Origin of the sequence: Pseudomonas sp. K2I15, from assembly GCF_002204795.1 — a bacterium.
Classification (GTDB): Bacteria; Pseudomonadota; Gammaproteobacteria; order Pseudomonadales; family Pseudomonadaceae; genus Aquipseudomonas.
The window spans coordinates 330,106-356,405 of the sequence record NZ_NIXO01000001.1 but is presented as its reverse complement, the minus strand read 5'-3'; the positions used below and the strand labels follow the sequence as shown (position 1 = coordinate 356,405).

The following is a 26,300-nucleotide window of genomic DNA, read 5'->3' as shown; positions in this document are numbered from 1 at the left end:
CCTTCATTTGACCCGCATCAAGTCGCCCCGGCACTCGATCAGTCAAACTAGGACGCTAACGCCGCAGGATGCACCCATGTCGACGAACCACCGCACCTCCCATTTTTTCGCCATCCCGTTGATTCTCCTGCTGCTGGCCGCCGGTGGCTTCGGCTACTGGAAGTCCACCCAGGACCGTCTGCCAGAAGGGTTGAGCATGGGCAATGGCCGGCTGGAATCGACTGAAGTACAGATCGCCGCCAAAATCCCCGGCCGCCTGGCCGAAGTGCGGGTGAACGAAGGCGACAAGGTGCTCAAGGGCCAACTGCTGGCGCGCATGGACACCCGCACACTGGAAGCCCAGCGCGCCCAGGCCGAAGCCGAAGTGCTAAGGGCCAGGGAGAATTTCGCGGCCGCCGAAGCCAACGTGCAACTGCGCCAAAGCGAACAACTGCTGGCCAGCCAGGAACTCAGGCGCACCCAAGAGCTGTACAAGCGCGGCTTCGCCAGCGGCCAGTTGATCGACCAGCAGCAAGCCAAGCAGAACACCGGCAACGCCGCCGTGATCGCCGCCCAAGCCCAGGTCAATTCGGTGAAGGCCGCCATCGGCGCCGCCCAGGCCCAGGTCGCGCAACTCACCAGCGAAATCGAAGACAGCAGCCTGCGGGCGCCCATCGACGGCATCATCCAGCTGCGCCTGGCCGAACCCGGCGAAGTGCTCGGTGCCGGTGGCCGAGTGCTGCTGCTGATCGACCCCAACGACCAGTACATGAACCTGTACCTGCCCGCGTCGGTAACCGGCGCCCTGACCGTCGGCAGCGAGGCGCGGATTGTCCTGGACGCCCTGCCGAACCAACCGCTGCCGGCGAAAATCAGCTTTGTCGCGGCCAAATCGCAGTTCACACCCAAGGAAGTGGAAACCCGCGACGAGCGCCAGAAGCTGGTGTTCCGGGTCAAACTGCGCCTGACCCAACCGAGCGCCGTGCCGCAAGCCAAACCCGGCATGCCCGGCGCAGGTTATGTGCGCACCGCTGACCTGGACTGGCCGGCCAACCTGCAATGAGCGGCCTGGCGCTGCACGCCACGGGCATCAACCATCGCTACGGCAAGCAACAGGCACTGATCGACATCGCCTTCAGCTTGCCCGCCGGCACTCGCTGCGGGCTGATCGGCCCGGACGGCGCCGGCAAATCGAGCCTGCTGGGATTGATTGCCGGGGTTAAAAAGCTTCAACAAGGCCAACTGGAAGTCCTCGGCGGTTCCATCGAAGACCGCCGCCATCGCAATAGCCTGTACCCGCGCATCGCCTTTATGCCGCAAGGCCTGGGCGGCAACCTGTACCCCGAACTGTCCATCAGCGAGAACATCCGGTTCTTCGCCACGCTGTTCGGCCTGTCGAAAGCCGATTGCGACCAGCGCATGCACAACCTGCTGCTGGCCACCGACCTCGAGCGCTTTGCCGAGCGCCCCGCCGGCAAACTCTCTGGCGGAATGAAGCAAAAACTCGGCCTGTGCTGTGCGCTGATCCACGACCCTGATTTGCTGATCCTCGACGAACCCACCACCGGCGTCGACCCGCTGTCCCGCCGACGCTTCTGGGAGCTGGTAGAAACCGTACGCAGCGAACGTCCGCAACTGACGCTACTGGTAGCCACTGCCTACATGGAAGAGGCCGAGCAATTCGAACATTGCCTGATGCTTGACCGCGGCAAGCTGATCGCCGACGGCTTGAGCCGCGAACTGGCCGCCGCAACGCCCAGCGGCAAACTGGATGAAGCCTTCACCCATTTCCAGGGTGACAGCGCCCACAACAATGAGCCGTTGGTGATCCCGTCCAGAGAAAACGCCAACACCGACATCGCCATCGAAGCCCACGACCTGACCCTGCGTTTCGGTGATTTCACGGCGGTGGACAAAGTGAGCTTCGCCATTGGCCGGGGCGAGATCTTTGGCTTCCTCGGCTCCAACGGCTGCGGCAAGACCACTACCATGAAAGTCCTCACCGGGCTGATGCCGGCCACCGAGGGCACTGCGACGCTGCTGGGCAACCCGGTAAACGCCAAGGATTTGGCCACCCGCAAGCGTGTGGGTTTCATGTCGCAAAGCTTCTCGCTGTACGGCGAACTCAGCGTGCGCCAGAACCTGGTGCTGCATGCGCAATTGTTCGACCTGCCCAAGGCCGAGAGCGGCCAGCGCATCGACGAGTTGATCAAGCGCTTTGACCTGGGCGACATCGCCGACCAGCCTTCCGGCGAATTGCCGTTGGGTTTGCGCCAGCGCTTGTCCTTGGCCGTGGCGGTGCTGCATCGCCCGGAAGTGCTGATCCTGGATGAGCCGACCTCGGGCGTTGACCCGGCCGCGCGAGATGACTTCTGGCGACTGTTGATCGAACTGTCGCGCAAAGAGGGCGTGACCATTTTTCTTTCCACCCACTTTATGAATGAAGCCCAACGCTGCGACCGAATTTCACTGATGCACGCAGGCAAGGTACTGGCCTGCGACACACCCGACGCCCTGCAAAAACAATTCCACGGCGACACCTTGGAGGCGGCCTTCGTCACGTGCCTGGAGCAAGCTCAGGGCGCGCCCGAAACCGCGGAAGCACCCACCAAAACCGTCAGCGAACCCACGGCCCCGCCCGTCAGCAAACGCGGGTTCAGCGTCGCTCGCCTGTTGGCCGTCGCCAGCCGCGAAGGCAAGGAGCTGCTGCGGGACAAGGTGCGCATGGCCTTCGCCTTGCTGGGTGCGATTTTCATGATGGTGATCTTCGGCTACGGCATTTCCCTGGACGTGGAAAAGCTTGCCTTCGCCGTCTACGACCAGGATCAAACCCCGCAAAGCCGCGCCTATCTGGAGGCCTTTCGCAGTTCGCGTTACTTCGCCGAACAGCCGCCAATCACCGATTCCAATGAACTGCATAAACGCCTGCAACGCTCGGAAATCAAACTGGCGCTGGAGATCCCGCCGGGATTTGGCCGCGATCTCTACGCCGGCCGCCAACCCGCCGTAGCCGCCTGGCTCGATGGCGGCATGCCGTTCCGTGCGGAAACCAGCCGCAATTATGTAGAAGCGGTGCATCAGGCCAATCTCCAGCAACTGGCCGAACTGAACAGCACGCCACTGAACCCGCAAGCCGCCGCCAAACTGGAAACCCGCTTTCGCTACAACCAGGACGTGGTCAGCGTAAACGCCATCGGCCCCGGCGTGATGGCACTGATCCTCGCGTTTATCCCTGCGATGCTCACCGCCCTGGGCATCGTGCGGGAGAAAGAACTGGGCTCAATCACCAACTTCTACGCCACACCGCTGACCCGCCTGGAATTCCTGCTGGGCAAGCAGGCGCCGTACCTGGCCGTAAGTCTGATCAACCTGGGGCTGCTGGTGGCGATGAACCGCTGGCTGTTCGGCGTGCCCTTCAAAGGCAGCGGCGTGACCCTGGCCTTTGGCGGCCTGCTGTATGTGCTGGCCACCACCAGCATGGGCCTGCTGATTTCCGCGTTCACCCGCACCCAGATCGCGGCGATCCTCGGCACCATGATCATCACCAGCCTGCCGACCATCCAGTTCTCCGGGCTGATCGTGCCGCGCTCGTCCCTGGAAGGTGCCGCCGCCTTGATGGGCATGCTGTTCCCGGCGGGGTACTTCCTCGATATTGCGGTGGGCACCTTTACCAAAGCCCTGGACCTGCGCCAGTTGTGGCCGCAGTGCCTGGCACTGTTCGGGTTCTTCCTGGGGTTCACCGGGCTTAGCCTGATCATGCTCAAGAAGCAGGAGGCCTGAGATGCACAAGTTCGCCCATATCCTGCGCCTGGGCATCAAGGAACTGACCAGCCTGCGCCATGACAGTGTGTTGCTGCTGTTCCTGTTCTACGCCTTCACCGTCGCCATCTATATGCCCGCCGCCGGCTCGGTGATCGGCGTGCACAACGCCAGCGTGGCCTTCGTGGATGAGGACCACAGCGCGCTTTCCCGGCAACTGGCCGAGGCGCTGCAACCGCCGGAATTCCAGGCGGCAGTACCGTTGCCGTATGACCAGTTGGACAAGGTGATGGACAGCGGCCAGTACACCTTTGTGATCAACGTGCCGGCGAATTTCCAGGCCGACCTGTTAGCCGGGCGCCAGCCGGGCGTGCAGGTCAACGTCGACGCCACGGCCATGAGCCAGGCGTTCATGGGCGCCGGTTATATTGGGCGGATCTTCCAGCAAGAACTGCTGACTTACAGCGGCCAGAGCGACGACGCCAGCAAAGCCCCGGCGCTACTGACCACCCGAGCGCTGTTCAATACCAACCTGGAAGGCGGCTGGTTTTTAGCGGTGATTCAGATCGTCAACAACATCACCATTCTCGCCATTGTGCTGACCGGCACAGCGCTGCTGCGTGAGCGTGAACACGGCACCCTCGACCATCTGCTGGTGCTGCCGCTGACGGCGCTGGAAATCATGCTGGCGAAAATCTGGAGCAACATGCTGGTGGTGGTGCTGTGCACGTGGCTGTCGCTGGAAGTGGTGGTGAAAGGTTTGCTCGGCGTGCCCCTGGCCGGGTCGCTGACTTTGTTTTTGCTGGTGACGGCGCTGTACCTGTTTGCCAGTACTGCGCTCGGCATCTTCCTCGCCACCCTCGCCCGCTCGACGCCGCAGTTCGGCTTGCTGGCGATCCCGGTGATTATCCCGATGCTGTTGTTGTCTGGCGGCAGCACACCGCTGGACAGCATGCCCGAGTGGTTGCAATGGGTGATGCAGGGCTCGCCGTCGACGCACTTTGTGAGCCTGAGCGCGGCGATTCTGTTCAGGGATGCAGGCGTGAGCGTGGTGTGGCCGGACTTGCTGGCGCTGGCGGGGATTGGGCTGTTGTTCTTTGCCGTGGCGTTGGCGCGGTTCAGGAAGAGCCTTGCCTCTTGAGGTGCCTGTCAGGGCCTCTTCGCGAGCAAGCCCGCCACACATTCAACCGCATTCTCATGTGAGAACTCGGTCAAGTGTGGGAGCGGGCTTGCTCGCGAAGGGCGCGAAGCGACCGCTTTACTGGATGATCAGGTTGTTGAACAGCAAATCTTCAACCATCGGCTTGCCGGTCTCGTCGTTCATCACTTGCTGGGTTTGCTTCAGGGCTTCCTGGCGCAGTTTTTCCTTCCCATCGACGCTGCTCATTGCGTCGTTGGTCTGCTGGGTAAACAGCGCCACCAACTGATTGCGAATCAACGCATCGTTGGCTTTGACGGCGGCCGCCGCCTCGGGGCCGGTCACGCGCAGGGCGATGTCCGCCTTGAACACCCGCAGTTTTGCGGTGCCATCCAGGCCGTAGTTACCGACAAACGGCGGGCTCAGGCTGATATAGCTGACCTTCGGCGCTGCGCCTTCTTTGGCTTCTTCGGCCAGGGCTGCCGTCGGCAGTGTCAGGGCCAGCATCAACAGGATCCACGCTTTCACAGTTCATTCCTCAATTCGGTTGCCCAGTAGCATAACGCTAGTAGCCCTGAGCACAAGCTTATGGCGACTTATCAGGCCGGGGCATGCTCGTTGACCCGTCGCCCTGCCCACCTACACTTATCGGCCAACACGCCAAAAGGAATAGTCCGATGAAAGCTGTGCTGTGCAAAGCCTTCGGCCCCGCCGAAACCCTGGTGCTGGAAGACGTCGAAAGCCCGGCGATCAAGAAGAACGAAATCCTGTTGGATGTGCATGCGGCCGGGGTGAATTTCCCGGACACCCTGATCATCGAGGGCAAGTACCAGTTCAAGCCGCCCTTCCCGTTTTCGCCAGGCGGTGAGGCGGCGGGCGTGGTCAGCGAAGTCGGTGAGAAGGTCACCCACCTGAAGGTCGGTGATCGCGTGATGGCATTGACTGGCTGGGGCAGCTTTGCCGAGCAGGTCGCGGTACCGGGCTACAACGTGCTGCCGATCCCGCCGAGCATGGACTTCAACACCGCCGCCGCCTTCAGCATGACCTACGGCACATCGATGCACGCCCTCAAGCAGCGGGCCAACCTGCAACCCGGTGAAACCCTGCTGGTGCTCGGTGCCTCCGGCGGTGTCGGCCTGGCCGCGGTGGAAATCGGCAAGGCCATGGGCGCCCGGGTGATCGCCGCGGCCAGCAGCGCCGACAAGCTTGCGGTGGCCAAGGCCGCTGGCGCCGATGAGTTGATCAACTACAGCGAAGCCAGCCTCAAGGACGAAATCAAACGCCTCACCGGCGGCAACGGTGTGGATGTGATCTACGACCCGGTCGGCGGCGACCTGTTTGACCAGGCCATCCGTGGCATCGGCTGGAATGGCCGGTTGTTGGTGGTGGGTTTTGCCAGCGGGCGCATTCCGGAGCTGCCGGTCAACCTGGCGCTGCTCAAGGGCGCGGCGGTGGTCGGGGTGTTCTGGGGCTCGTTTGCCCAGCGCCAGCCGCAGGACAACGCGGCCAACTTCCAGCAACTGTTCGGCTGGTTTGCCGAGGGCAAGCTGAAACCGTTGGTGTCCCAGGTGTACCCGCTGGAGCAGGCGGCGCAGGCGATTAATGACCTCGGCCAGCGCAAGGCCGTCGGCAAAGTCGTGGTGCAGCTACGCTGACTATTGTTTCATTTTGCCCGCGAGGTGCCTGGGCCCATGATCGGCCGAGGCACTCATTCATTGGCAGGAAGAATAATGGTCACACGGTTGCGCGTGCTATTGGTGGGGTTGTTGATGGTGGTGTCGGCTCAGGCCTTTGCCCATAAAGAGGACAAGGATATACGTGGGCTAAGCAACGTGACGGTGCTGATTGTGCGCCACGCGGAAAAACCTGATGAGGGCCCGTTGCTGAGCCCCAAAGGTGAACAACGGGCGGCGGCCTATGCCAGTTATTTCGACCCGCTGCTGTTGAATGGCATTTCCGTGGTGCCGCAGCGACTGATCGCTACCCGCGATAGCAACGAAAGCTCCCGCCCGCGCCTGACGCTGACGCCGTTGGCCCAGCGCCTGCAACTCCCGCTTGAAACGCCCTACGCCGACAATGAAGTCGGCAAGCTGGTGAGATCCCTGCGCAAGTCCAACCAGGCGCAAACCGTGCTGATCGCCTGGCACCACGGGCATATCGACAAGTTGATCGAAGCCTTTGGCGGCGACGGCCCGGCGCTGACCGGCATGAAAAAATGGCCAGAACGTGTGTATGACTGGCTGATCGTGTTGCGCTTCGACGAACAAGGCCAACTGGTGGAGTCCCGCAGTCAGAAGGTCCAGGAGCACCTGCTTGCGGGCGATATTGCAGCCACCAACGGCGGCTGATCCAAATCGCTTTCTGTGGCGAGGGAGCTTGCTCGCGCTGGGTCGCGAAGCGGCCCCCAAAGATGGGCCTGCTGCGCAGTCCAGCGGGAGCAAGCTCCCTCGCCACAGGTTCTTGGCATTCTCTCCTGAAAACGTCCTTCACTTGCCTCTAAGCGACATGTTCGTAAAAGAACATGCAATTGCACTCAATTCCTATGCCCGCAGATAAGAGGCGATGCTATTTTCGGTAACGAAACTGTAACATTCGCATCCGCAGTCAAAACAAGAAATCTGGAGCTCTTGAATGTTTGCTTTCTTCCGTCCTGCCGCACATCAGGCGCCCCTGCCTGAAGAAAAAATAGACAGCACTTATCGACGCCTGCGCTGGCAGATCTTCGCCGGTATTTTCTTCGGTTACGCCGGGTACTACCTGCTGCGCAAAAACTTCTCCCTGGCCATGCCGTACCTGATCGACGAGGGTTACACCCGTGGCCAACTGGGCCTGGCGATGTCGGCGATTGCAATTGCCTACGGCCTGTCCAAGTTCCTCATGGGCCTGGTGTCCGACCGCTCCAACCCGCGCTACTTCCTGCCCTTCGGCCTGCTGGTGTCCGCCGGGGTAATGTTCATTTTCGGTTTCGCACCTTGGGCAACGTCCAGTGTGACCATGATGTTCATTTTGCTGTTCATCAACGGCTGGGCCCAGGGCATGGGCTGGCCGCCAAGTGGGCGGACCATGGTGCACTGGTGGTCGCAGAAGGAACGCGGCGGCGTCGTTTCCGTATGGAACGTGGCGCACAACGTCGGCGGTGGCTTGATCGGCCCGCTGTTCCTGCTGGGCATGGCCTGGTTCAACGACTGGCACGCGGCGTTCTACGTCCCGGCCACCGTGGCCCTGCTGGTGGCGGCGTTTGCCTTCATCACCATGCGCGACACCCCGCAATCGGTGGGCCTGCCGCCTATCGAGCAATACAAGAACGACTACCCGGAAGGCTACGACGCCAGCCACGAAGACGAATTCAGCGCCAAGGAAATCTTCGTCAAGTACGTGCTGCGCAACAAAATGCTCTGGTACATCGCCTTCGCCAACGTCTTCGTCTACCTGCTGCGCTACGGCGTGCTGGACTGGGCACCGACGTACCTCAAGGAAGCCAAACACTTCGACGTGGATAAAACCTCGTGGGCGTACTTCTTCTACGAGTGGGCGGGCATTCCGGGCACGCTGCTGTGCGGCTGGATGTCGGACAAGATCTTCCGTGGCAACCGTGGCCTGACCGGCATTGTGTTCATGGCATTGGTGACCGTCGCGACCCTGGTTTACTGGCTCAACCCGCCGGGCAACCCGATGGTCGACATGATCGCGCTGTTCTCCATCGGCTTCCTGATCTACGGCCCGGTGATGCTGATCGGCCTGCAGGCGCTGGAGCTGGCACCGAAGAAAGCCGCCGGCACCGCAGCGGGCTTTACGGGGCTGTTCGGTTACCTGGGCGGTTCGGTGGCGGCGAGTGCGGCCATGGGCTACACGGTTGACCATTTCGGCTGGGACGGTGGTTTTGTGCTGCTGATCGGCGCGTGCCTGCTGGCGATCGCGTTCCTGATCCCCACCTTGTGGCACACCAATAGCGTCAGTACCGCACGTTAATCGTCGGAACAGCCTTTGGAACACCGCTTGAGCCGCGCCTCCAGATTCTTGTCTGGCATGGCGTGGCTACGCAGGGCGTTGACGGTCTGCTCGACATAATCGCGAGTGGTACCGTAACGCCCGCAAGCGCTTTGCAACACGTGATTGAGCACGATGTCGGGCAAATTGCCGGCATAACTGGGCAGGTGCCGTTCCAGGACAAATCCCAATGCCTGCACCTGGCTGCCATCTTCAAGACGGCAGGTGAGCCAGTGTGGCCGGTAGGAGGGATAAGGCATCTCGCGCTGCCACAGGGCATAAAGCGAGGCCTCCAGTTGATCTTCCGGCAAGCGGTAAGCAAACCCGCTGCACGAGCCACCGCGATCCAGGCCAAACACCAACCCCGGTATTTCCGGCGTGCCCCGGTGCTCATGGGACCACAGGTACAAGCCCCGGTGATAACCGTGGACCCGCGCCCGCATCCGTTGTGTCGACGAACATTCAGGCCGCCAGATCAGCGAACCGTAAGCGAATAGCCAGACCGGCCCACCCTTATGCCGAGCCATGGTGGCCTGCATCGAGCTCATCAACTGTTCGTGAGTGAGTTGCGGCCCCAGATCGAGCCGCGGAGGGTAAGCCAATTGCAGAAGATCAGATTCAATGACGGTCATGGCAAATCGCTTAGGTCTCCTTTGCTGTGACGAGAAGCTGTTACCAGTTGTAAGCAACTTTACCGTAATAGAACGCGCCGCTGTAACCGTACGGCGAAAAAGTGCTATAGGCCAAGTTGCCACCACTGCTGGCGTAGGCATTGAGCTTTTCCGGGTACTTGTCGGTGACGTTGTCGCCGCCAACGGTGAAGGTCCAGTTTTTCAGCTTGTAGTCCGCTGACAGGTCCAGCAGCCAGGCAGCCTTGAAACTCTGGTCGTTGGCCGGGTCTGCCTGATAGCTGGTGAATGAACCATAGCGCACCCAATTACTGTGCAGCGCCCAATTGCCGAAACTCAGGTCGTTGCCCAGGCTCAGCTTGTGCTGGGGCGTGGTGTCGCCCAACAGGCCGATGCGCTCGCGACGGTCCACCCGCAACAGGTTCACGCCGAGGCTATCGAGAATCGCCGGGTTGGCTTTTACGTCGGTGACCTTGGTGTGGTTGTAGTTGTAGCCCACGGTGCTGCTCCAGCGCACACCGTTATCCAGTTGGTAGCGATAGTTGGCCACCAGGTCGACGCCATCAGTGGTGGTGTTGGTGGCGTTGGTGAAGTAGCGGGCGGTGGTGTAGTTGATGTCGCCGACGCCGTTGGCTTTCAGGTAGTCGATGGCGGCCGGGTTCAGCGACAGGTTGGACGACAGGCTGATGCGGTCGCGAATGTCGATGCGGTAGACATCGGCGGTCACGGTCAGGCTGTCGGCGGGCTCCAATACCAGGCCAAGGCTGTAGTTACGCGACTTCTCGGCCTTGAGGTCCTCAGCACCGAGCAAACGCGCCACCTGGCTGTTGGCCGGGAAGGTGCCGGCTTCCTGGATGGTGTTGCCGATCAGTTGCGACGAGGTGTAGGCAAAGTTCTGCTGCGCCAGGGACGGCGCACGGAAACCGTTGGAAATACTGCCGCGCAAGGCCACCTGTGGGGTGAAGTCGTATCGGGCCGAGAGCGAGCCGCTGACGTTGGAGCCAAAATCACTGTAGTCCTCGTGACGCACGGCGGCCGAGGCGCTGAGTTTTTCGGTGAAGTTGGTTTCCAGGTCCAGGTACTGCGCCCAGTTGTGGCGCGAGGAACTGCCAGCATCGGCTTCGCGGAAGCCGCCCAGGCCCGAACTGCCGGTCTGGTAGTAGGACGCCGGGTCACCGGCCTTGATTTGATAACCCTGGTCCAGGTATTCGCCACCAAACGCTACCGACACCGGGTACGGCAACCAGCCCAGGCTGAATTCGCGCGACAGGTCCAGGCTGAGTTGCTTCTGGTCATTGACCAACGTGCCGTTGTCGAACTTGCGCGGGGTAGCCAGGCCCAGCGAGGTGTTGATGGTTTCGGTACCGATCTGGTACTGGTTCTTGCCGTAGTTGACCGACACATCGTAGTGCCAGTCATAGGCCAACAACCCCCGCAGCCCAACCGCCAGGGACGTGTCTTCCACGTCACCGCGAATCAGCGGCAAATAACCGTTGGGGTTGAGCGCAGCAATGTTGTTGCTCGCATTGCTTGCCCGGTAGAACGCCGCCGTCTCGCCGCGCGTCTTGCTGTAGCCGCCAAACGCGTAGACCTCAGCCGCTTCGCTGAAGGAATAGGCCGAGTTGAGAAACAGCTTGCCCTGATCGGTCGCCGGTTCGCCCTGGCGGAACACCCGCTGGCCGTAGGTCGTCGAACCGACGCTGCCTGGCCGGAAGTCCCTGCCGGCGCGGTTGGTGTAGTCGTTGTCGGCACCCTCGGCCGAGATGTTGATAAAACCGTTATCCCCCAGCGCCACACCCGTGTTGCCGCTGAGATTGCGCTGGATACCGTCGCCCTTCTTGTACTCGCCGAACTTGCTGGTGATCGAGCCGCCGTGGTCGTCATGCTTGAGGATCACGTTGATCACCCCGGCAATCGCATCGGAGCCGTAGCGGGCGGATGCGCCGTCACGCAGCACTTCAATATGGTCCACCGCCGACAACGGGATCGCATTCAGGTCCGCCGGTGCCGAGCCGCGCCCCACGGCGCCGCCGAGGTTGACGAAGGCGCTGGTGTGGCGGCGCTTGCCGTTGACCAGTACCAATACCTGGTCCGGTGACAGGCCGCGCAGTTGCGCCGGGCGCACCAGTTCGGCGCCGTCTACAAGGCTTGGGCGGGGGAAGTTGATGGAAGGAATCAAGCGGGCCAATACCGCGCCCAATTCATCAGAGCCGGTGCTGCGCAAGGTGTCGCCGGAAATCACATCGATGGGTGACAGCGAGGCACTGGCGGTGCGCTCTTGGGCGCGGGTGCCGGTGACGATGACTGTATCAAGCTTTGGTACATCGGCAGTGGCCGTTTCGGCGGCCGCCACTGGACTGAGTCCTACGGCGGTCAGCAAATTAGCCGACAAAATCGCCGTGTACAGCAGGTGCTGCTTGTTGCTCCCCATACCGCTCCCCTTGGAATCAAAAGCCAGAACGTCATGCTCTGAGCTCATACGATCGATCCGTGTGGCGGACGGTGGCGGTCATTTATTGGTTATTGGCAGAAAGTCGGTAGTCCGTTGTCATATAGCTTAATGATATTTATGTAACAAATTAAATACCTTTAAAGAATAAGCGAATGCATAAGCACCGCCCGTCCGCTCATCAGGATTGAGCGGCGCAAGCCCAGTACCTTCAGGGCCCGTTCAGCCTTTATAGGGCTTGAGCCTTCAAAATGGACATCTGTCACGACCCACTTAGCCGCCAATCAAACCGACTATCGAGGTCGCACCATGAAATACCGACTTTCCAGCCTGCTGCTCCTGGCCCAGGCCACCACCGCCCTGGGGGCGGAAGCACCGAACCAAGACGACAAAGGCTTCTGGTACGCGCAGACGAGCGTCTACACCCGGCATTTTTCTCCGGACAAGGACCACAACAATAATCAGGACCTGATCGGCCTGGAGCGCAATGAAGCGTCAGGCCTGGTGTATGGCGGGGCAACGTTTCGCAACTCGTTCAGCCAGCGTTCGTACTACGCCTACGCCGGCAAGCGCTATGACATGACCGATTACCCGGTGTATTTGAAGCTGACGGGCGGCCTGATCCAGGGCTATCGCGGCAAGTACCGCGACAAGATTCCACTGAATGGGCTGGGCGTGGCCCCGGTAATCATCCCGTCGGTGGGCACTCACTATGGGCCGGTCGCTGCCGAGCTGCTGCTGCTCGGGTTTAATGCGGCGATGGTGACGACGGGCGTGCGGTTCTGATTGAACCGCCGAATGGCCTTTGTGGCGAGGGAGCTTACTCCCGTTGGGTCGCGAAGCGGCCCAAAAGCTCATGCGGTCCTTCAGACAGGACCCGGTAACTGTCTTGGGGCTGCTACGCAGCCCAGCGGGAGCAAGCTCCCTCGCCACACGTTACGGGCGAGGCGCGTAGGCAAATACGTCAGCACGCATCTGGTGCGCATCCATGCCGGCCTCGACCAAGGCATCCAGCGTGCCATAGATCATCGCCGGTGAACCGCTGGCGTAGACGTGCACGGCCTTGAGGTCGCGGATGTCTTCGCACACCGCTTCGTGCAACAACCCGCAGCGCCCTTCCCAGCCGCACAGGTCGCTGACCACTTTGTGCAGGAACAGGTTGGGCAGTTGCAGCCACTGGTCCCAGTGCTCTATCTCGTAGAAATCTTCAGGCCTACGCACGCCCCAGTACAGATGCACGGGGTGCTTGAAGCCGTTGGCGCGGCAATGCTCGATCAGGCTGTGCATCTGCGCCATGCCGGTACCGGCGGCGATCAGCACCAGCGGCCCATCGGGCAGTTCTGCCAAGTGGGTGTCGCCGAATGGCAGCTCGATGCGTGCCATCTGGTTGCGCTGCAACTGCTCCAGCAGGCTGCGGGCACTGTCTTCCCGGGCCAGTACGTGCAGTTCCAGCTCGCGCCCGGCGTGGGGCGCAGACGCCAGGGAGAACGCCGACTTCTCGCCGTTTTCCCGCTCGATCATCAGGTATTGCCCGGCGTGGTAGCGCACCGCCTTGCCGGCCGGAGCCCGCAGGCGCACACGCCACACGTCACCGCCCACCTCGACGCACTCACTCAGTTGGCAAGACAATTTGCGCACTGGCAACTCTCCCGGCGCCAGCACGCCATCCCACAACACAATGCAATCTTCCAGCGGTTCGGCAATGCAGGTATAGAACTCGCCATGGTCGCGCACCTCACCGGCTTGCTGCACCCGGCCTTCCACCAACAGCGCCGCGCAAACGTGGCACACGCCGTTGCGGCAAGCCTGAGGGCAATCGTAGCCCAGGCGTCGCGCGCCCTCGAGGATCCGCTCGCCGGGCGTCAGTTCAAGTACCGCACCGGAAGGCTGCAGGGTTACACGCATCAATCTATTCCTAATTCTTTCCAAAGCGCATCGACACGGGCAGTGACCGCTTCGTCCTTGACGATCACGCGGCCCCATTCGCGGGTGGTTTCACCCGGCCATTTATGGGTGGCATCCAGGCCCATTTTCGAGCCGAGGCCCGATACCGGCGAGGCAAAGTCGAGGTAGTCGATCGGCGTATTGTCGATCATCACCGTGTCGCGCTTGGGGTCCATGCGCGTGGTGATGGCCCAGATCACGTCGTTCCAGTCCCGGGCGTTGATGTCGTCGTCGGTGACAATAACGAACTTGGTGTACATGAACTGTCGCAAAAACGACCACACACCGAGCATTACCCGCTTGGCATGGCCCGGGTACGACTTCTTCATGGTCACGATGGCCATGCGGTACGAGCAGCCTTCGGGCGGCAGGTAGAAGTCGGTGATTTCCGGAAACTGCTTTTGCAGGATCGGCACAAATACTTCGTTGAGTGCCACACCGAGGATCGCCGGCTCATCCGGCGGACGGCCGGTATAGGTGCTGTGGTAGATCGGCTTGATCCGGTGGGTGATGCGCTCGACGGTGAACACCGGGAAGCTGTCCACTTCGTTGTAGTAACCGGTGTGGTCGCCGTACGGGCCTTCATCGGCCACCTCGCCCGGATGAATCACCCCTTCGAGGATGATTTCGGCGGTGGCCGGCACTTGCAGGTCGTTGCCACGGCATTTCACCAATTCGGTACGGTTGCCGCGCAACAGGCCGGCGAAAGCGTACTCGGAGAGGCTGTCAGGCACTGGCGTCACGGCACCGAGGATGGTCGCAGGGTCGGCGCCAAGGGCCACGGAAACAGGGAATGGCTTACCGGGATGCTTTTCGCACCACTCACGGAAATCCAGCGCGCCGCCACGGTGGCTCAGCCAACGCATGATGACCTTGTTGCGTCCAATCACTTGCTGACGGTAGATGCCGAGGTTCTGGCGGTCTTTGTTCGGGCCCTTGGTGACGGTCAGGCCCCAGGTGATCAGCGGGCCGACGTCTCCGGGCCAGCAGGTCTGCACGGGGAGCATGCCGAGGTCGACGTCATCGCCTTCGATGACCACTTCCTGGCATACCGCATCCTTGACGACCTTGGGGGCCATGGCAATGATCTTGCGGAAAATCGGCAGCTTCGACCAAGCGTCCTTCAAGCCCTTGGGTGGCTCGGGCTCCTTGAGGAAGGCCAGCAGCTTGCCGATTTCGCGCAGTTCGCTGACCGACTCGGCGCCCATGCCAAACGCTACACGGTCGGGGGTGCCAAACAGGTTGCCGAGCACCGGGATATCAAAGCCCACCGGGTTTTCGAACAGCAGCGCCGGGCCCTTGTTGCGCAAGGTGCGGTCGCAAATCTCAGTCATCTCCAGCACCGGGGAAATCGGCACCTGGATACGTTTCAACTCTCCGCGCTGCTCAAGTTGCTGCACGAAATCCCGAAGATCCTTGAATTTCATTAACCATGCCACCCGTAAAATAGGCGTACATCCTACCTGCTCTTACGGTCGCTGGCAGCTTATTGAGCAGCATTGCCGACGACACAGACTCAAAGAGACGAGGCCTGGGTTTGATTGCGCAAGGCCTGGAACAACGGCTCAAGGAACCCTTCGACATACCGCGAACCGACCACAGACAGGTGATTGTCGTCGGTGTACAGCGATCGACCGTCCAGCTCCACGCGGCACCAACCACCCACACTGCATAGCTTCGGCGCTGGATCCAGTACCTTCACTCCGGGATCGGCAGCAGCAATTTGCTCGAATACGCTGCTGATATAGGCCTGGCGCTGGAGATGGTCAGCCAGGGGCATTCCCTCTTTATCGGTAGGCCGGCCGAGCATTGCCAAGCGGCTGAGGCGATAAGGCACACTGAAGTCCTGCAGGGGTATTTCCTTGACCAGCCACACCCGATGGCCGCCGGCGCGCAATTGCTGCACAAGCGCGCGCACTCTTTCGGCGAAAAGCTGCTCGGCGAAGGCACGGTCATAGGTTCCGGTCGCAGGGTTCAGCAGCGAAGCCTCGGTGTCACCATCGCGCTGCCCATAAACATAAAGGCTCCAGCGCGCCACCAGCACCACGTCGCTAAAGGTTTCCTGACCCAGCATCTGGGTAACCCGCTGGTTAAAACTCAAGCAACCCGGAACGCTTTCTTTGCGGTTAAACGGCAGGCAGCCGGCATAACCCGCCTGGGTGACGCTGATACCATACTTGCTCACGCCGTCTTTCAAGGCCGGAACCAAGGCGGTGGCATGGCTATCGCCCCAAACCAACGCGCGTGTCGGCCCCGACTGAGGGCCAAAATGACAAAACCCGTGGTGGCGATTTTTCTTCCCGTCCGCCAGGCAGGCCATCAGGTCTGGACTCCACGTGCGCGCCTGGGCAAATTGCAGGGCCTCGGGGGACAGGCGCCAAGGCAGGCCATTTGTCCAGACCAGGCTTTTGCCGAGCAGTCCCAGCCCAAGAAGCGCGATACCCGCCACCGCCAGGATTTGCCTGCGCCCTGCCAACAACCGACGCTCGCGGAACGGCGCCTCGACAAACCGCCAGGACCCATAACCCAAGACCAGGCTCAGTAGAAACAGCGAACCAAGCTCCCAAGGGGCAAGCCCTTCGACGCTGGCGTACTTGCCAAACACGTATACCGGCCAATGCCACAGGTACCAGGAGTACGAAATCAGGCCAATGCCCACCAGCAAACGGCTACCCAGCAGCCTGCCCGCCAGGGTTGTTTGCTGGCCGTTCGCCCAAATCAGACACACCACGCCCATCACCGGCAACAACGCCGCCGCGCCGGGAAATGGAGTGCTCGGGTCATAGGTGAAGACGGCCAGCAAGATCAGCCCCACGCCGGCAAGGCTGACAACCTGCGCCAATGCGAGGCTCGGGCGGTAATCCCGCGCGGGGATTACCGCCAGCATTGCACCCGCCAACAGCTCCCAGGCCCGCATCGGTAACAGGAAAAAAGCTTTTTCCGGAGAGTGGGCCACCGCCCACACGCTCATCCCGAAAGACACCAGCAACAATCCGAACAGCGCCGTGCGCCAGTGTTTGAGCCGGCTCGACAGCAGCGTCAGCAGCAGAGGGAAAATGATGTAGAACTGCTCTTCAACCGACAACGACCAGGTATGCAGCAACGGCTTGAGGTCGGAAGCCACATCAAAATAGCCGTCCTGGCGCATGAAAAACAGGTTGGAGATAAACACCACTTGGTTGTGCACCGAGCGCCCCAACTCGCTGTAGTCCTTGGGCGCCAGCAGAAACCATCCCACCAGCAACGTGCCGAGCATCATTACGAAGAGTGCCGGCAGAATGCGCCGGGCGCGCCGGGCCCAGAAGTCGACGAAACTGAAGCGACCGGCCTCACGCTCGCGCCAGATGATCGAGGTGATCAAATAACCGGAGATCACGAAAAAAATGTCGACACCGACAAAACCGCCGGTGAATCCCGGCACGCCAAAATGAAACAGTACAACAGCAATAACAGCTATGGCGCGCAGGCCATCGATGTCTCTTCGGTAAACAAGGGTGGTCATAAATCAGTAGGCCGGTCAGGTCAAAAGCACGGCAACCGGCATGGCGGTCGCCTTTTTGTTTCTTAACTGACACGCGCGGAACTCAAACCTCCCTTTTTTGACACAAAAAAAATGGCGCCCCGAGGGGCGCCATTCTTTTGGACCTGAAGCGTCGTGTTACTTGCGCTTCATCGACAAGAAGAACTCGTCGTTGGTCTTGGTGGTTTTCAGCTTGTCGATCAGGAACTCGATGGCCGCAACTTCGTCCATCGGGTGCAGCAGCTTGCGCAGGATCCACATGCGCTGCAGTTCGTCGTCGGCGGTCAGCAACTCTTCGCGGCGCGTGCCGGAACGGTTGATGTTGATGGCCGGGAACACACGCTTCTCAGCGATACGACGGTCCAAAGGCAGTTCCATGTTGCCGGTACCTTTGAATTCCTCGTAGATCACTTCATCCATCTTCGAGCCGGTTTCAACCAGCGCGGTGGCGATGATGGTCAGCGAGCCGCCTTCTTCGATGTTCCGCGCAGCGCCGAAGAAACGTTTCGGTTTCTCTAGGGCGTGGGCATCGACACCACCGGTGAGTACTTTGCCGGAGCTCGGGATCACGGTGTTGTAGGCACGAGCCAGACGGGTGATGGAGTCGAGCAAAATCACCACGTCTTTCTTGTGTTCGACCAGGCGCTTGGCCTTCTCGATCACCATTTCGGCAACCTGCACGTGGCGGGTTGGCGGCTCATCGAACGTCGAGGCAACCACTTCGCCGCGCACGGTGCGCTGCATTTCGGTTACTTCTTCCGGACGTTCATCGATCAGCAACACGATCAGGTGAACTTCAGGATTGTTACGGGCGATGTTCGCTGCAATGTTCTGCAGCATGATGGTCTTACCGGCTTTCGGCGGTGCAACGATCAGGCCGCGCTGGCCCTTACCGATCGGGGCGCATAGGTCGATAACACGACCGGTCAAGTCTTCGGTGGAACCGTTACCGGCTTCCATCTTCATGCGCACGGTCGGGAACAGCGGGGTCAGGTTCTCGAAGAGAATCTTGTTTTTCGCGTTCTCGGGACGATCGTAGTTGATCGTGTCGACCTTGAGCAGGGCGAAATAACGCTCGCCTTCCTTTGGTGGGCGGATCTTGCCAACGATGGTGTCACCGGTGCGCAAGTTGAAGCGACGGATCTGGCTCGGCGAGACGTAGATATCGTCTGGGCCGGCGAGATAGGAGGCGTCTGCAGAGCGGAGGAAGCCGAAGCCGTCCTGGAGAATCTCCAGCACGCCATCACCGGAGATTTCCTCGCCGCTTTTCGCGTGCTTTTTCAGCAGGGAGAAAATCACGTCCTGCTTGCGCGAACGGGCCATATTTTCTATGCCCATCTGTTCGGCCAATTCGAGCAGTTCGGTAATCGGCTTTTGCTTGAGTTCAGTCAGATTCATATAGGAATGACGTAATCATTTATGGAGGGGGGGAAATTAAGCTTTTGGCTTAATGAGGCCGCGCCGCAGAGAAGGCGACAGGATCGCGTACTAATCGAAAAGGAGAGCGTCGGCGACGGCTTGCAGGGGGCAGTGGAGAAACCAGTGCGGGGCCGAATGTACCACCTGAGTTTGGGAGCGTCTAGCCCTGTTTTACGAAAAAGCCCCGCTATTTGCGGGGCTTTTTTTGACGACGCTTAGATGTTCGCGTCGAGGAAAGCTTGCAGCTGGGACTTCGACAGCGCGCCAACCTTGGTGGCCTCGACATTGCCGTCCTTGAACAGCATCAGCGTAGGAATACCGCGCACGCCGTGCTTGGCCGGAGTTTCCTGGTTGTCGTCGATGTTCAGCTTGGCAATGGTCAGCTTGCCTTCGTAGGTGGTTGCAATGTCGTCCAGGACCGGAGCGATCATTTTGCATGGGCCACACCATTCAGCCCAGTAGTCAACCAGCACCGGGCCAGAAGCCTTGAGTACTTCGGCCTCAAAGGTCGCGTCGGTGACGTGCTTGATAAGATCGTTGCTCATGGATGTCTCCGGATTGTAAGCAAAAAAAACGTTGCCCATCATAGCCGCCCTTCCCCCGTTCAGGAAGCCGCAGCTGATTGACTCTTGCTATGGTGGTGCATGAGTTTGGGTATAGCCCAACTCAAGGGGTCACGGGAGTGATGAACGCAATGCCGGTACGCAGTGCCGCGTTACGTACGTGTTCCTGCATGCTTTTCTGCGCCGCCCCACTGGCGCGCCGGGCCAGTGCACGGAGGATCTTGCGGTGCTCCTGCCAGGTCTCCATGGCCCGCTCCGGCCGGATGAACGGTAGCTTCTGGCTCTCCAGAAACACCTCGGCACTGGCACTGAGGATGCTCACCATCGCCTGATTGCCGCTGGCCAGCAGGATGCGCCGGTGGAATTCGAAGTCCAGCCGGGCCGCTGCTTCAAAGTCGCCGGCCTTTAACTCCTTGCGCATCGCCTCGACATTATCTTCCAGGATGTCCAGCTCATCGGTGGTCAGCGTCACCGCTGCCAACCCCGCCGCAAAACCCTCCAGGGCGTAGCGCAGTTGAAAGATATCCAGCGGCGTTGCCTGCGCCGTAAACGGCCAGGCCAACCCCGGGAGTTCTTCGGCAGCCTGCACGAACACGCCTTTGCCCGGCTGCACACTCACCACGCCCAATGCACTGAGCGATGATAAAGCTTCACGCAATGAGGCCCGGCTCACGCCCAATTGCAGCGCCAAATCACGCTGGGAGGGCAATGCATCGCCCGGCCCGAAGCCCTCGTCAGCGATCAATTTGCGAATGGCTTGTAGCGCCACTTCCGGTACGGCTTGGGCGATGGAATTCATAAAAACTCAAGTTTCCAGTCAACTGAGCGGCTAGTTGTAAAGCTATTCGCGGCGCCCGGCAAGCCACGCCCCAAAGGGGCTCGCGAGGTTTTGTCGACGCTCGAAAAGGGTGCAAAAAGCTTATCAACTGTTCAGACCAGTAAGACCGCGGAAACTCAACGGCCACTGGCCTCCCAGCTAATAAGGGCAGTGCTGGCATGGGCTGTGCACTGGCAACACTCAGAAAATCCTTTCGTCCTTTTCGGAGAGTTGCCATGACCAAGCGTTGCAGCGCCCTGCTCACTGCCCTGTTTGCCAGCCTGATGCTGAGCCAGGCGCCCGCCCAGGCCAACGGTCTGGACGATATCGTCGCCCGTGGCACCCTCAAGGTGGCCGTGCCTCAGGACTTCCCGCCGTTCGGTTCGGTGGGCCCGGACATGAAACCCCGCGGCCTGGACATCGACACCGCAAAACTGCTGGCCGACCAGCTCAAGGTCAAGCTTGAACTGACCCCGGTCAACAGCACCAACCGCATCCCGTTCCTCACGACCGGCAAGGTCGACCTGGTGATTTCCAGCCTGGGCAAGAACGCCGAGCGCGAGAAGGTCATCGACTTCTCCAGGGCCTACGCGCCGTTCTACCTCGCCGTGTTCGGCCCGCCGGATGCACCGATCAGCACGGTTGACGACCTCAAGGGCAAAACCATCAGCGTGACCCGTGGCGCCATCGAGGACATCGAGTTGACTGCCGTTGCGCCTAAAGAAGCCACAATCAAACGCTTTGAAGACAACAACTCGACCATCGCCGCCTACCTGGCCGGCCAGGTGGACCTGATCGCCAGCGGCAACGTGGTGATGGTGGCCATCAGCGAGCGCAACCCCAAGCGCGTGCCGGCACTGAAAGTGAAGCTCAAGGACTCGCCGGTGTACGTGGGCGTGAACAAGAACGAGCCGGCGCTGCTGGACAAGGTCAACCAGATCCTGGTCGCGGCCAAGGCCGACGGCAGCCTGGGAAAAAATGCAATGCAGTGGCTCAAAGAGCCGCTGCCGGCTGATCTCTGATCGCGGTAACGAGGGTTAGATATGGCCTATCAATTCGACTTTGTGCCGGTCCTGGCCAATACCGATCTGTTGCTGCGCGGCGCGCTGTTCACCCTTGAGCTGACCGCCATCGGCGCAGTGCTGGGTGTAGCGCTGGGAATCGTCGGCGCGGTGGTGCGGGCGTGGAAGATCCAGCCGTTCAGCTGGATCTTCGGGGTGTATGTCGAGTTGATCCGCAACACACCATTCCTGGTGCAGTTGTTTTTCATCTTCTTCGGCCTGCCGTCCCTCGGCCTGAAAATCACCGAATGGCAGGCAGCGGTACTGGCGATGGTGATCAACCTGGGGGCGTACTCCACCGAGATCATCCGCGCCGGGATCCAGGCGATCCCTCGCGGGCAACTGGAAGCGGCGGCAGCACTGGCGATGACGCGTTTCGAGGCGTTCCGCCATGTGGTGCTGCTGCCGGCACTGGGCAAGGTCTGGCCGGCCCTGAGCAGCCAGATCATCATCGTGATGCTCGGCTCGGCGGTCTGCTCGCAGATCGCCACCGAGGAGCTGAGCTTCGCCGCCAACTTTATCCAGTCGCGCAACTTCCGTGCCTTTGAAACCTATGCGCTGACCACTCTGGTCTACCTGTGCATGGCACTGATGATCCGCCAACTGCTGAACTGGATCGGCCGGCGCTATGTGATGAGGAATGCCCGATGAGTGATTTTTCCTTCTGGGACATCGTGCGCAACCTGCTCACCGGCTTGCAGTGGACCCTGCTGCTGTCGCTGGTGGCGTTTATCGGCGGCGGCGTGATCGGCTTGCTGGTGATGACCATGCGTATCAGCACCAAGGCCTTCACGCGCAACGTCGCGCGTACCTACATCGAACTGTTCCAGGGCACGCCGCTGTTGATGCAGCTGTTCCTGGTGTTCTTCGGCGTTGCCTTGCTCGGCGTGGATATTTCGCCCTGGCTGGCGGCAGCGATTGCCTTGACCCTGTTTACCAGCGCCTACCTGGCCGAGATCTGGCGTGGCTGCGTCGACTCCATCGCCCACGGGCAATGGGAGGCGTCCGCGAGCCTGGCCCTCAACCCACTGGAGCAATTGCGCTACGTGATCCTGCCCCAGGCGCTGCGCATTGCCGTGGCGCCGACCGTGGGTTTCTCGGTGCAAGTGGTCAAAGGCACCGCCGTAACCTCGATTATCGGCTTTACCGAACTGACCAAGACCGGCGGCATGCTCGCCAACGCAACCTTCGAACCCTTCATGGTCTACGGCCTGGTAGCGCTCGGTTACTTCCTGCTCTGCTACCCCTTGTCCCTCAGTGCGCGCTACCTGGAAAGGAGACTGCATGCCTCTGCTTAGAATTTCCGCCCTGCATAAGTATTACGGCGATCACCATGTACTCAAGGGCATCGACCTGACGGTAGAAGAAGGCCAGGTGGTCGCGATCATCGGCCGCAGCGGCTCGGGTAAATCCACCTTGCTGCGCACCCTCAATGGCCTGGAGTCGATCAACGACGGGGTGATTGAGGTCGACGGCGAATACCTCGACGCCGCCCGCGCCGACCTGCGTACCTTGCGCCAGAAAGTCGGCATGGTGTTCCAGCAGTTCAACCTGTTCCCGCACCTGACCGTGGGGGAAAACGTCATGCTCGCCCCGCAAGTCGTGCAAAAAGTGCCTAAAGCCAAGGCCGCGCAACTGGCGCGACAAATGCTCGAGCGGGTGGGGTTGGGGGAGAAGTTTGACGCCTTTCCCGATCGTTTGTCCGGCGGCCAACAGCAGCGGGTAGCGATCGCCCGGGCACTGGCCATGTCGCCCAAGGTGTTGCTGTGCGATGAGATCACCTCGGCCCTGGACCCGGAACTGGTCAACGAAGTGCTCAGCGTTGTGCGCCAGCTGGCCAAGGATGGGATGACACTGATCATGGTCACCCATGAGATGCGTTTTGCTCGGGAAGTGGGTGACAAGCTGGTGTTCATGCACCAAGGCAAGGTGCACGAAGTCGGCGACCCGAAAATCCTGTTTGCCAACCCGCAGACCGCCGAGCTGGCCAATTTCATCGGTTCGGTGGAACAGCCAGGCTGACCAGCTCAAGGTTTCCCAGGCCCTCCAGCAGCGTCTCGCTGCGTACCCCGAGGGCGGCGGAAGGCAGGCGGGCATCAACATCCACCTGGGCCGTCAACCGACGGCCTGCCACTGGCACTCCTGCCGCTCGCGCAACCAGCGTCTGGCCAGGCAAAAGGCGCCCGGTGGCAGGTTCGCCGGGCAAGTGGGCGACTGCCCATTCAACAGCCTGGCCATCGACCTGGGCGTGCTTGAGGTTCAGGGTGAATTGCCCCTGGCGACCAAAGCGGAATCCCTGGCCATCCGCTGGCACGCCGCTAAATCGCAACGCCATCACCGACGCATCAGCACAGACAACGTTCAGGTGCAGGGTACGCGTGCCCAAGGACACCGATTGGCTATCCTGCTGCCCATGCCGAACAGGACCATAGTCAATCCGCGGCTGACTCAAGGACAGTCGACACGTATCAGCACGCGCCTCGTTCGCCATGGCGATTACAAAGAGCAAGAGGTACAGCATAAGCCCCAGCCGCAGGCTTCCAGGCTCAGCGGGCAACACACACCGCCCCAGCCGTTTCGTAGAGTTTGTCATCGTTGATCTCTTGCTCAGGGTTCAGGTGCAACAGGCAGATGCTTGAGTCTGGCAGTGAGACATGCAGGGTTTGCTGCTCACTGAGATTGTTCAGGAAGATCATTCCCTCCCCCACGACGCTGGTCAGGAAGGTATTGTCCTTGCTGAACACCGAGGCGCCTTGAGGCAGAGGACGCCCCTGTTCGTCTTGCGCTTCAAGCAGTACGCGGCGAACTTTCACCACATCGAAATCCACAGTATTGAAGGACCCGCGACCGGCGGCGAGGACCTTGGTACCGTTCTTCAGATCGACGCGCTTGGGCAGGGATTGGGTCTGTACCTCAATGCGACTGCTGGTATAGGCCGGCAGGCCGGCAATCACCGCATGCCCTCGGTAGTCCGTCCAGACCGGCCCCTGAGGGGTCGCGACCCTGGCGGCGCCAATATCACCCACAGAGAGGATGCCGAAGGTGTCTTGAACGCTGTAGGGCGAGAACGTCAGCCCGCGCTCATGGGCCACAACGCCACCGTGCAGTTGCCCGGTATAACTGGTGCCCAACGGGTCGCGGCTCACGCCGAGCCCGACACGGGTATAGCGCGGCATCACGTCCACATGGCCGCGAACCGTTTGCTCACGCTCGGCAACATCCCGCTCCGCACCCACCTCATAGTTCACATACTCATTGACCCGTTCACTGAGCGCGGTGCCCACATCGAACCTGTCGCCACGACGGCTGGCGTAGGATCTCAGGCGACGGTCTTCTCCCAGGGGGACGCTGACCTGAAGCCGCATCGACACGCCTCCCGGCCCCTGCTCCTCACGGCGACTCCTGACAAAACCGTTTTGATTGCGCGACTGCGATCCGCCGACCTGCGAATCGGCAATCAACGAAACATCGGCGCCACTGAACGTTTTGTTCCACGAGGCAAACAGATGCCCGGTTGCTTGTCCGTCAAATTGTGAGCTGCGGGTATAGCTGATTGAGAAGCCACCCAGTGACGGCTCGGCCCAACTCAAACCCGCCGTGTACTGATTCTTGAAGCGGGCATCCAGATCATCGACCCTTGATGACTGTCCCGCTTCCAGTACCTCGCGGTAACCCCGGGTCTGTGTGGTGGCGCTCAGGCTGATGTCGATACCGGCGACCAACGGACTGCTAAGGGACAGCGTGCTGCGTGCTCCGGATAATTCGTCCAGCCCGTCACGGGAAAGATTGTGGCGCAGGCCCACGGAAACCCGCTGGAAAAAGACGCTGCTCAGGGTGCCGCCTGCGGCTTGATAGTCATCGGTACTGAGCAATCCGAAACCCACCGATGCACCCCGCCCAACACCCCAGGTCCCGCTGCCCATGGCAACTACCGGCTGCTCAATGTCGTCGGTTGAGCGCTCGCGCACTTTGCCAAGGGAGAAGTAATAACCAGGCGTTACCGGGGCCATCCCTCGAAAGGACGCTGCCGGCACCACGAAACTGCGCTTTGCATCCCGGACGTCAATCACGGTTACGTCAAGGTCGCTGGTGCCATTAAGCAACGGCAAGCCAGTCAGCCTGAATGGCCCATCCGGCACCAGCGTGGTGTGAATCAACACACCTGCCTGGCGCACTTCGATACGCGACTGGCCCTGGGCCAGACCTTCGACCACCACGGCGTTGCCAGCAGAGGGCGTTCGAGACTGTCCGTCTGGGGAAAACTGCACGCCCGACAGCTGAATTCCGCCAAATACCGGATTGTTGCTGGAAATTTGACCTACCTGGAACGTCGACCGCAACGCGGCAATATCGCGCTGGGCATAAGCATGCACATGCTCGGTGCTGGTCTTGCCATTGTCGGAAACATAGAACTGACGACTACGGACAACCCAGTTACCCAGGTTGAACCCCGCCTCGGTATAAGCAGATACATAACGGCTGGGCGCCCCGCGCGAGCGGGTATCGAACGCCAATACATCATAGTTGAACAAGGCCGCGGCCCCACCCTGGGAAAAACTCCCGGGCTCCCATTCTGGCTCGCGCAAGGACTGGGTCGGCACCACCAGCGAGACCTCATCGCTGCCAGGGCGCAGTCTCACCATCGTCGCGGGATACTGGCCGAGAAAGTCATGACAAGCCTGATCCGGCGCAATCCCCTGGCGAATCACTGCAGTGGGCACCCACAAACCAGCCTTTTCCAGCAGCCCGCGGGTAAAGCACAGTTGCCCCTGGTAATCGAAGCGCGCATCCACCAGCCCCAGCGGGGCTCCGTTGACTCGCAGGCCCACCACATGGACCCCCTCACGAAACCGCGCGGCACTGCGAAAGTAATCAGAGACCTTCGGGTCAATCCCATGACTGGTCAAGGCGGCAAGATCAAAGCCCTCCCCCAACTCAATCGCCGGGGCGTAGCCGGGCAGGCCCCATAGCGTTGCAAGCCCCATGAAAATCTTCGTACGGCAAACCCAGAAAACCGGGGAGCTGACAACTGGTT

General features: G+C 60.8%; 22 protein-coding genes. 11 read left to right on the top strand and 11 right to left on the bottom strand.

Annotated elements, in window-relative coordinates; all coding sequences use genetic code 11:
• Nucleotides 1–76 precede the first annotated feature (76 nt).
• From CEC48_RS01675 to CEC48_RS01665, 3 genes are read left to right on the top strand one after another with little or no spacing between them, the layout of a single operon-like run.
• The gene (locus CEC48_RS01675; protein WP_088422145.1) at nucleotides 77–1,042 is read left to right on the top strand and encodes an HlyD family secretion protein; all 966 of its coding nucleotides are present in this window, start codon (nucleotides 77–79) and stop codon (nucleotides 1,040–1,042) included.
• Nucleotides 1,039–3,759: a ribosome-associated ATPase/putative transporter RbbA gene (gene rbbA / locus CEC48_RS01670; RefSeq protein WP_088422144.1), complete on the top strand. Its 2,721-nt coding sequence runs from the start codon at nucleotides 1,039–1,041 to the stop codon at nucleotides 3,757–3,759. The genes CEC48_RS01675 and rbbA overlap by 4 nt, the downstream gene beginning before the upstream one ends.
• Before the next feature lies 1 nt (nucleotide 3,760).
• Nucleotides 3,761–4,879: an ABC transporter permease gene (locus CEC48_RS01665; RefSeq protein ID WP_088422143.1), complete on the top strand. Its 1,119-nt coding sequence runs from the start codon at nucleotides 3,761–3,763 to the stop codon at nucleotides 4,877–4,879.
• A gap of 117 nt (nucleotides 4,880–4,996) precedes the next feature.
• Here CEC48_RS01665 and CEC48_RS01660 read toward each other — a convergent pair whose 3' ends face one another.
• A complete protein-coding gene (locus tag CEC48_RS01660) occupies nucleotides 4,997–5,404 on the bottom strand; it encodes a flagellar basal body-associated protein FliL (protein WP_088422142.1) in 408 nt (135 codons plus the stop codon).
• Between the two features lie 149 nt (nucleotides 5,405–5,553).
• On the opposite strand from CEC48_RS01660, the gene CEC48_RS01655 reads away from it, so the two are divergent.
• The 3 genes from CEC48_RS01655 to glpT all read left to right on the top strand — a co-directional run bounded on the left by CEC48_RS01655 (nucleotide 5,554) and on the right by glpT (nucleotide 8,845).
• Nucleotides 5,554–6,531, top strand: coding sequence for an NADPH:quinone oxidoreductase family protein (locus CEC48_RS01655; protein WP_088422141.1), 978 nt, complete (start codon nucleotides 5,554–5,556; stop codon nucleotides 6,529–6,531).
• Between the two features lie 75 nt (nucleotides 6,532–6,606).
• A complete protein-coding gene (locus CEC48_RS01650) occupies nucleotides 6,607–7,224 on the top strand; it encodes a flagellar basal body-associated protein FliL (protein ID WP_088422140.1) in 618 nt (205 codons plus the stop codon).
• A gap of 283 nt (nucleotides 7,225–7,507) precedes the next feature.
• The gene (gene glpT / locus CEC48_RS01645) at nucleotides 7,508–8,845 is read left to right on the top strand and encodes a glycerol-3-phosphate transporter (RefSeq protein WP_088422139.1); all 1,338 of its coding nucleotides are present in this window, start codon (nucleotides 7,508–7,510) and stop codon (nucleotides 8,843–8,845) included.
• Here the strand turns inward: glpT and CEC48_RS01640 are convergent.
• Both CEC48_RS01640 and CEC48_RS01635 read right to left on the bottom strand, forming a co-directional pair.
• The gene (locus CEC48_RS01640; protein ID WP_088422138.1) at nucleotides 8,842–9,495 is read right to left on the bottom strand and encodes a gamma-glutamylcyclotransferase; all 654 of its coding nucleotides are present in this window, start codon (nucleotides 9,493–9,495) and stop codon (nucleotides 8,842–8,844) included. The two genes, glpT and CEC48_RS01640, sit on opposite strands and share 4 nt — an antisense overlap.
• A 40-nt stretch (nucleotides 9,496–9,535) precedes the next feature.
• Entirely contained in the window at nucleotides 9,536–11,923 is a 2,388-nt protein-coding gene (locus CEC48_RS01635; protein WP_088422226.1) for a TonB-dependent siderophore receptor, read from the bottom strand.
• Nucleotides 11,924–12,250: 327 nt separating this feature from the next.
• Between CEC48_RS01635 and CEC48_RS01630 the strand changes: the two genes are divergently transcribed.
• On the top strand, nucleotides 12,251–12,727 hold the full coding sequence (locus CEC48_RS01630) for a sn-glycerol-3-phosphate transporter (RefSeq protein WP_088422137.1): 477 nt from the start codon (nucleotides 12,251–12,253) through the stop codon (nucleotides 12,725–12,727).
• Between the two features lie 150 nt (nucleotides 12,728–12,877).
• Here CEC48_RS01630 and CEC48_RS01625 read toward each other — a convergent pair whose 3' ends face one another.
• The 6 genes from CEC48_RS01625 to CEC48_RS01600 all read right to left on the bottom strand — a co-directional run bounded on the left by CEC48_RS01625 (nucleotide 12,878) and on the right by CEC48_RS01600 (nucleotide 20,186).
• Nucleotides 12,878–13,846 (bottom strand): CDP-6-deoxy-delta-3,4-glucoseen reductase, encoded by a 969-nt coding sequence (locus CEC48_RS01625; protein ID WP_088422136.1) that lies wholly within the window; start codon nucleotides 13,844–13,846, stop codon nucleotides 12,878–12,880.
• The gene (gene ubiD / locus CEC48_RS01620; RefSeq protein WP_088422135.1) at nucleotides 13,846–15,312 is read right to left on the bottom strand and encodes a 4-hydroxy-3-polyprenylbenzoate decarboxylase; all 1,467 of its coding nucleotides are present in this window, start codon (nucleotides 15,310–15,312) and stop codon (nucleotides 13,846–13,848) included. Before ubiD ends, CEC48_RS01625 begins: the two co-directional genes overlap by 1 nt.
• Before the next feature lie 89 nt (nucleotides 15,313–15,401).
• Nucleotides 15,402–17,387, bottom strand: coding sequence for an acyltransferase family protein (locus tag CEC48_RS01615; protein ID WP_088422134.1), 1,986 nt, complete (start codon nucleotides 17,385–17,387; stop codon nucleotides 15,402–15,404).
• Between the two features lie 156 nt (nucleotides 17,388–17,543).
• On the bottom strand, nucleotides 17,544–18,803 hold the full coding sequence (rho, locus tag CEC48_RS01610) for a transcription termination factor Rho (RefSeq protein ID WP_008438874.1): 1,260 nt from the start codon (nucleotides 18,801–18,803) through the stop codon (nucleotides 17,544–17,546).
• 236 nt (nucleotides 18,804–19,039) lie between these two features.
• On the bottom strand, nucleotides 19,040–19,369 hold the full coding sequence (gene trxA / locus CEC48_RS01605; RefSeq protein ID WP_088422133.1) for a thioredoxin TrxA: 330 nt from the start codon (nucleotides 19,367–19,369) through the stop codon (nucleotides 19,040–19,042).
• A 121-nt stretch (nucleotides 19,370–19,490) separates the two neighbouring features.
• Nucleotides 19,491–20,186 carry a FadR/GntR family transcriptional regulator gene (locus tag CEC48_RS01600; protein ID WP_088422132.1) on the bottom strand — a complete coding sequence of 232 codons (696 nt, stop codon included), beginning with the start codon at nucleotides 20,184–20,186 and terminating at the stop codon, nucleotides 19,491–19,493.
• Between the two features lie 254 nt (nucleotides 20,187–20,440).
• Here CEC48_RS01600 and CEC48_RS01595 point away from each other — a divergent pair, with 254 nt between their 5' ends.
• From CEC48_RS01595 to CEC48_RS01580, 4 genes are read left to right on the top strand one after another with little or no spacing between them, the layout of a single operon-like run.
• The gene (locus tag CEC48_RS01595; RefSeq protein WP_088422131.1) at nucleotides 20,441–21,226 is read left to right on the top strand and encodes a transporter substrate-binding domain-containing protein; all 786 of its coding nucleotides are present in this window, start codon (nucleotides 20,441–20,443) and stop codon (nucleotides 21,224–21,226) included.
• 21 nt (nucleotides 21,227–21,247) lie between these two features.
• A complete protein-coding gene (locus CEC48_RS01590) occupies nucleotides 21,248–21,916 on the top strand; it encodes an amino acid ABC transporter permease (protein ID WP_003213995.1) in 669 nt (222 codons plus the stop codon).
• Nucleotides 21,913–22,563 carry an amino acid ABC transporter permease gene (locus tag CEC48_RS01585; protein WP_088422130.1) on the top strand — a complete coding sequence of 217 codons (651 nt, stop codon included), beginning with the start codon at nucleotides 21,913–21,915 and terminating at the stop codon, nucleotides 22,561–22,563. The genes CEC48_RS01590 and CEC48_RS01585 overlap by 4 nt, the downstream gene beginning before the upstream one ends.
• Nucleotides 22,550–23,287 (top strand): amino acid ABC transporter ATP-binding protein, encoded by a 738-nt coding sequence (locus tag CEC48_RS01580; RefSeq protein WP_088422129.1) that lies wholly within the window; start codon nucleotides 22,550–22,552, stop codon nucleotides 23,285–23,287. Before CEC48_RS01585 ends, CEC48_RS01580 begins: the two co-directional genes overlap by 14 nt.
• Here CEC48_RS01580 and CEC48_RS01575 read toward each other — a convergent pair.
• Nucleotides 23,259–23,786: a hypothetical protein gene (locus CEC48_RS01575; RefSeq protein ID WP_088422128.1), complete on the bottom strand. Its 528-nt coding sequence runs from the start codon at nucleotides 23,784–23,786 to the stop codon at nucleotides 23,259–23,261. The genes CEC48_RS01580 and CEC48_RS01575 overlap by 29 nt on opposite strands.
• Before the next feature lie 25 nt (nucleotides 23,787–23,811).
• Nucleotides 23,812–26,250 carry a fimbria/pilus outer membrane usher protein gene (locus tag CEC48_RS01570; protein ID WP_088422127.1) on the bottom strand — a complete coding sequence of 813 codons (2,439 nt, stop codon included), beginning with the start codon at nucleotides 26,248–26,250 and terminating at the stop codon, nucleotides 23,812–23,814.
• Nucleotides 26,251–26,300 lie beyond the last annotated feature (50 nt).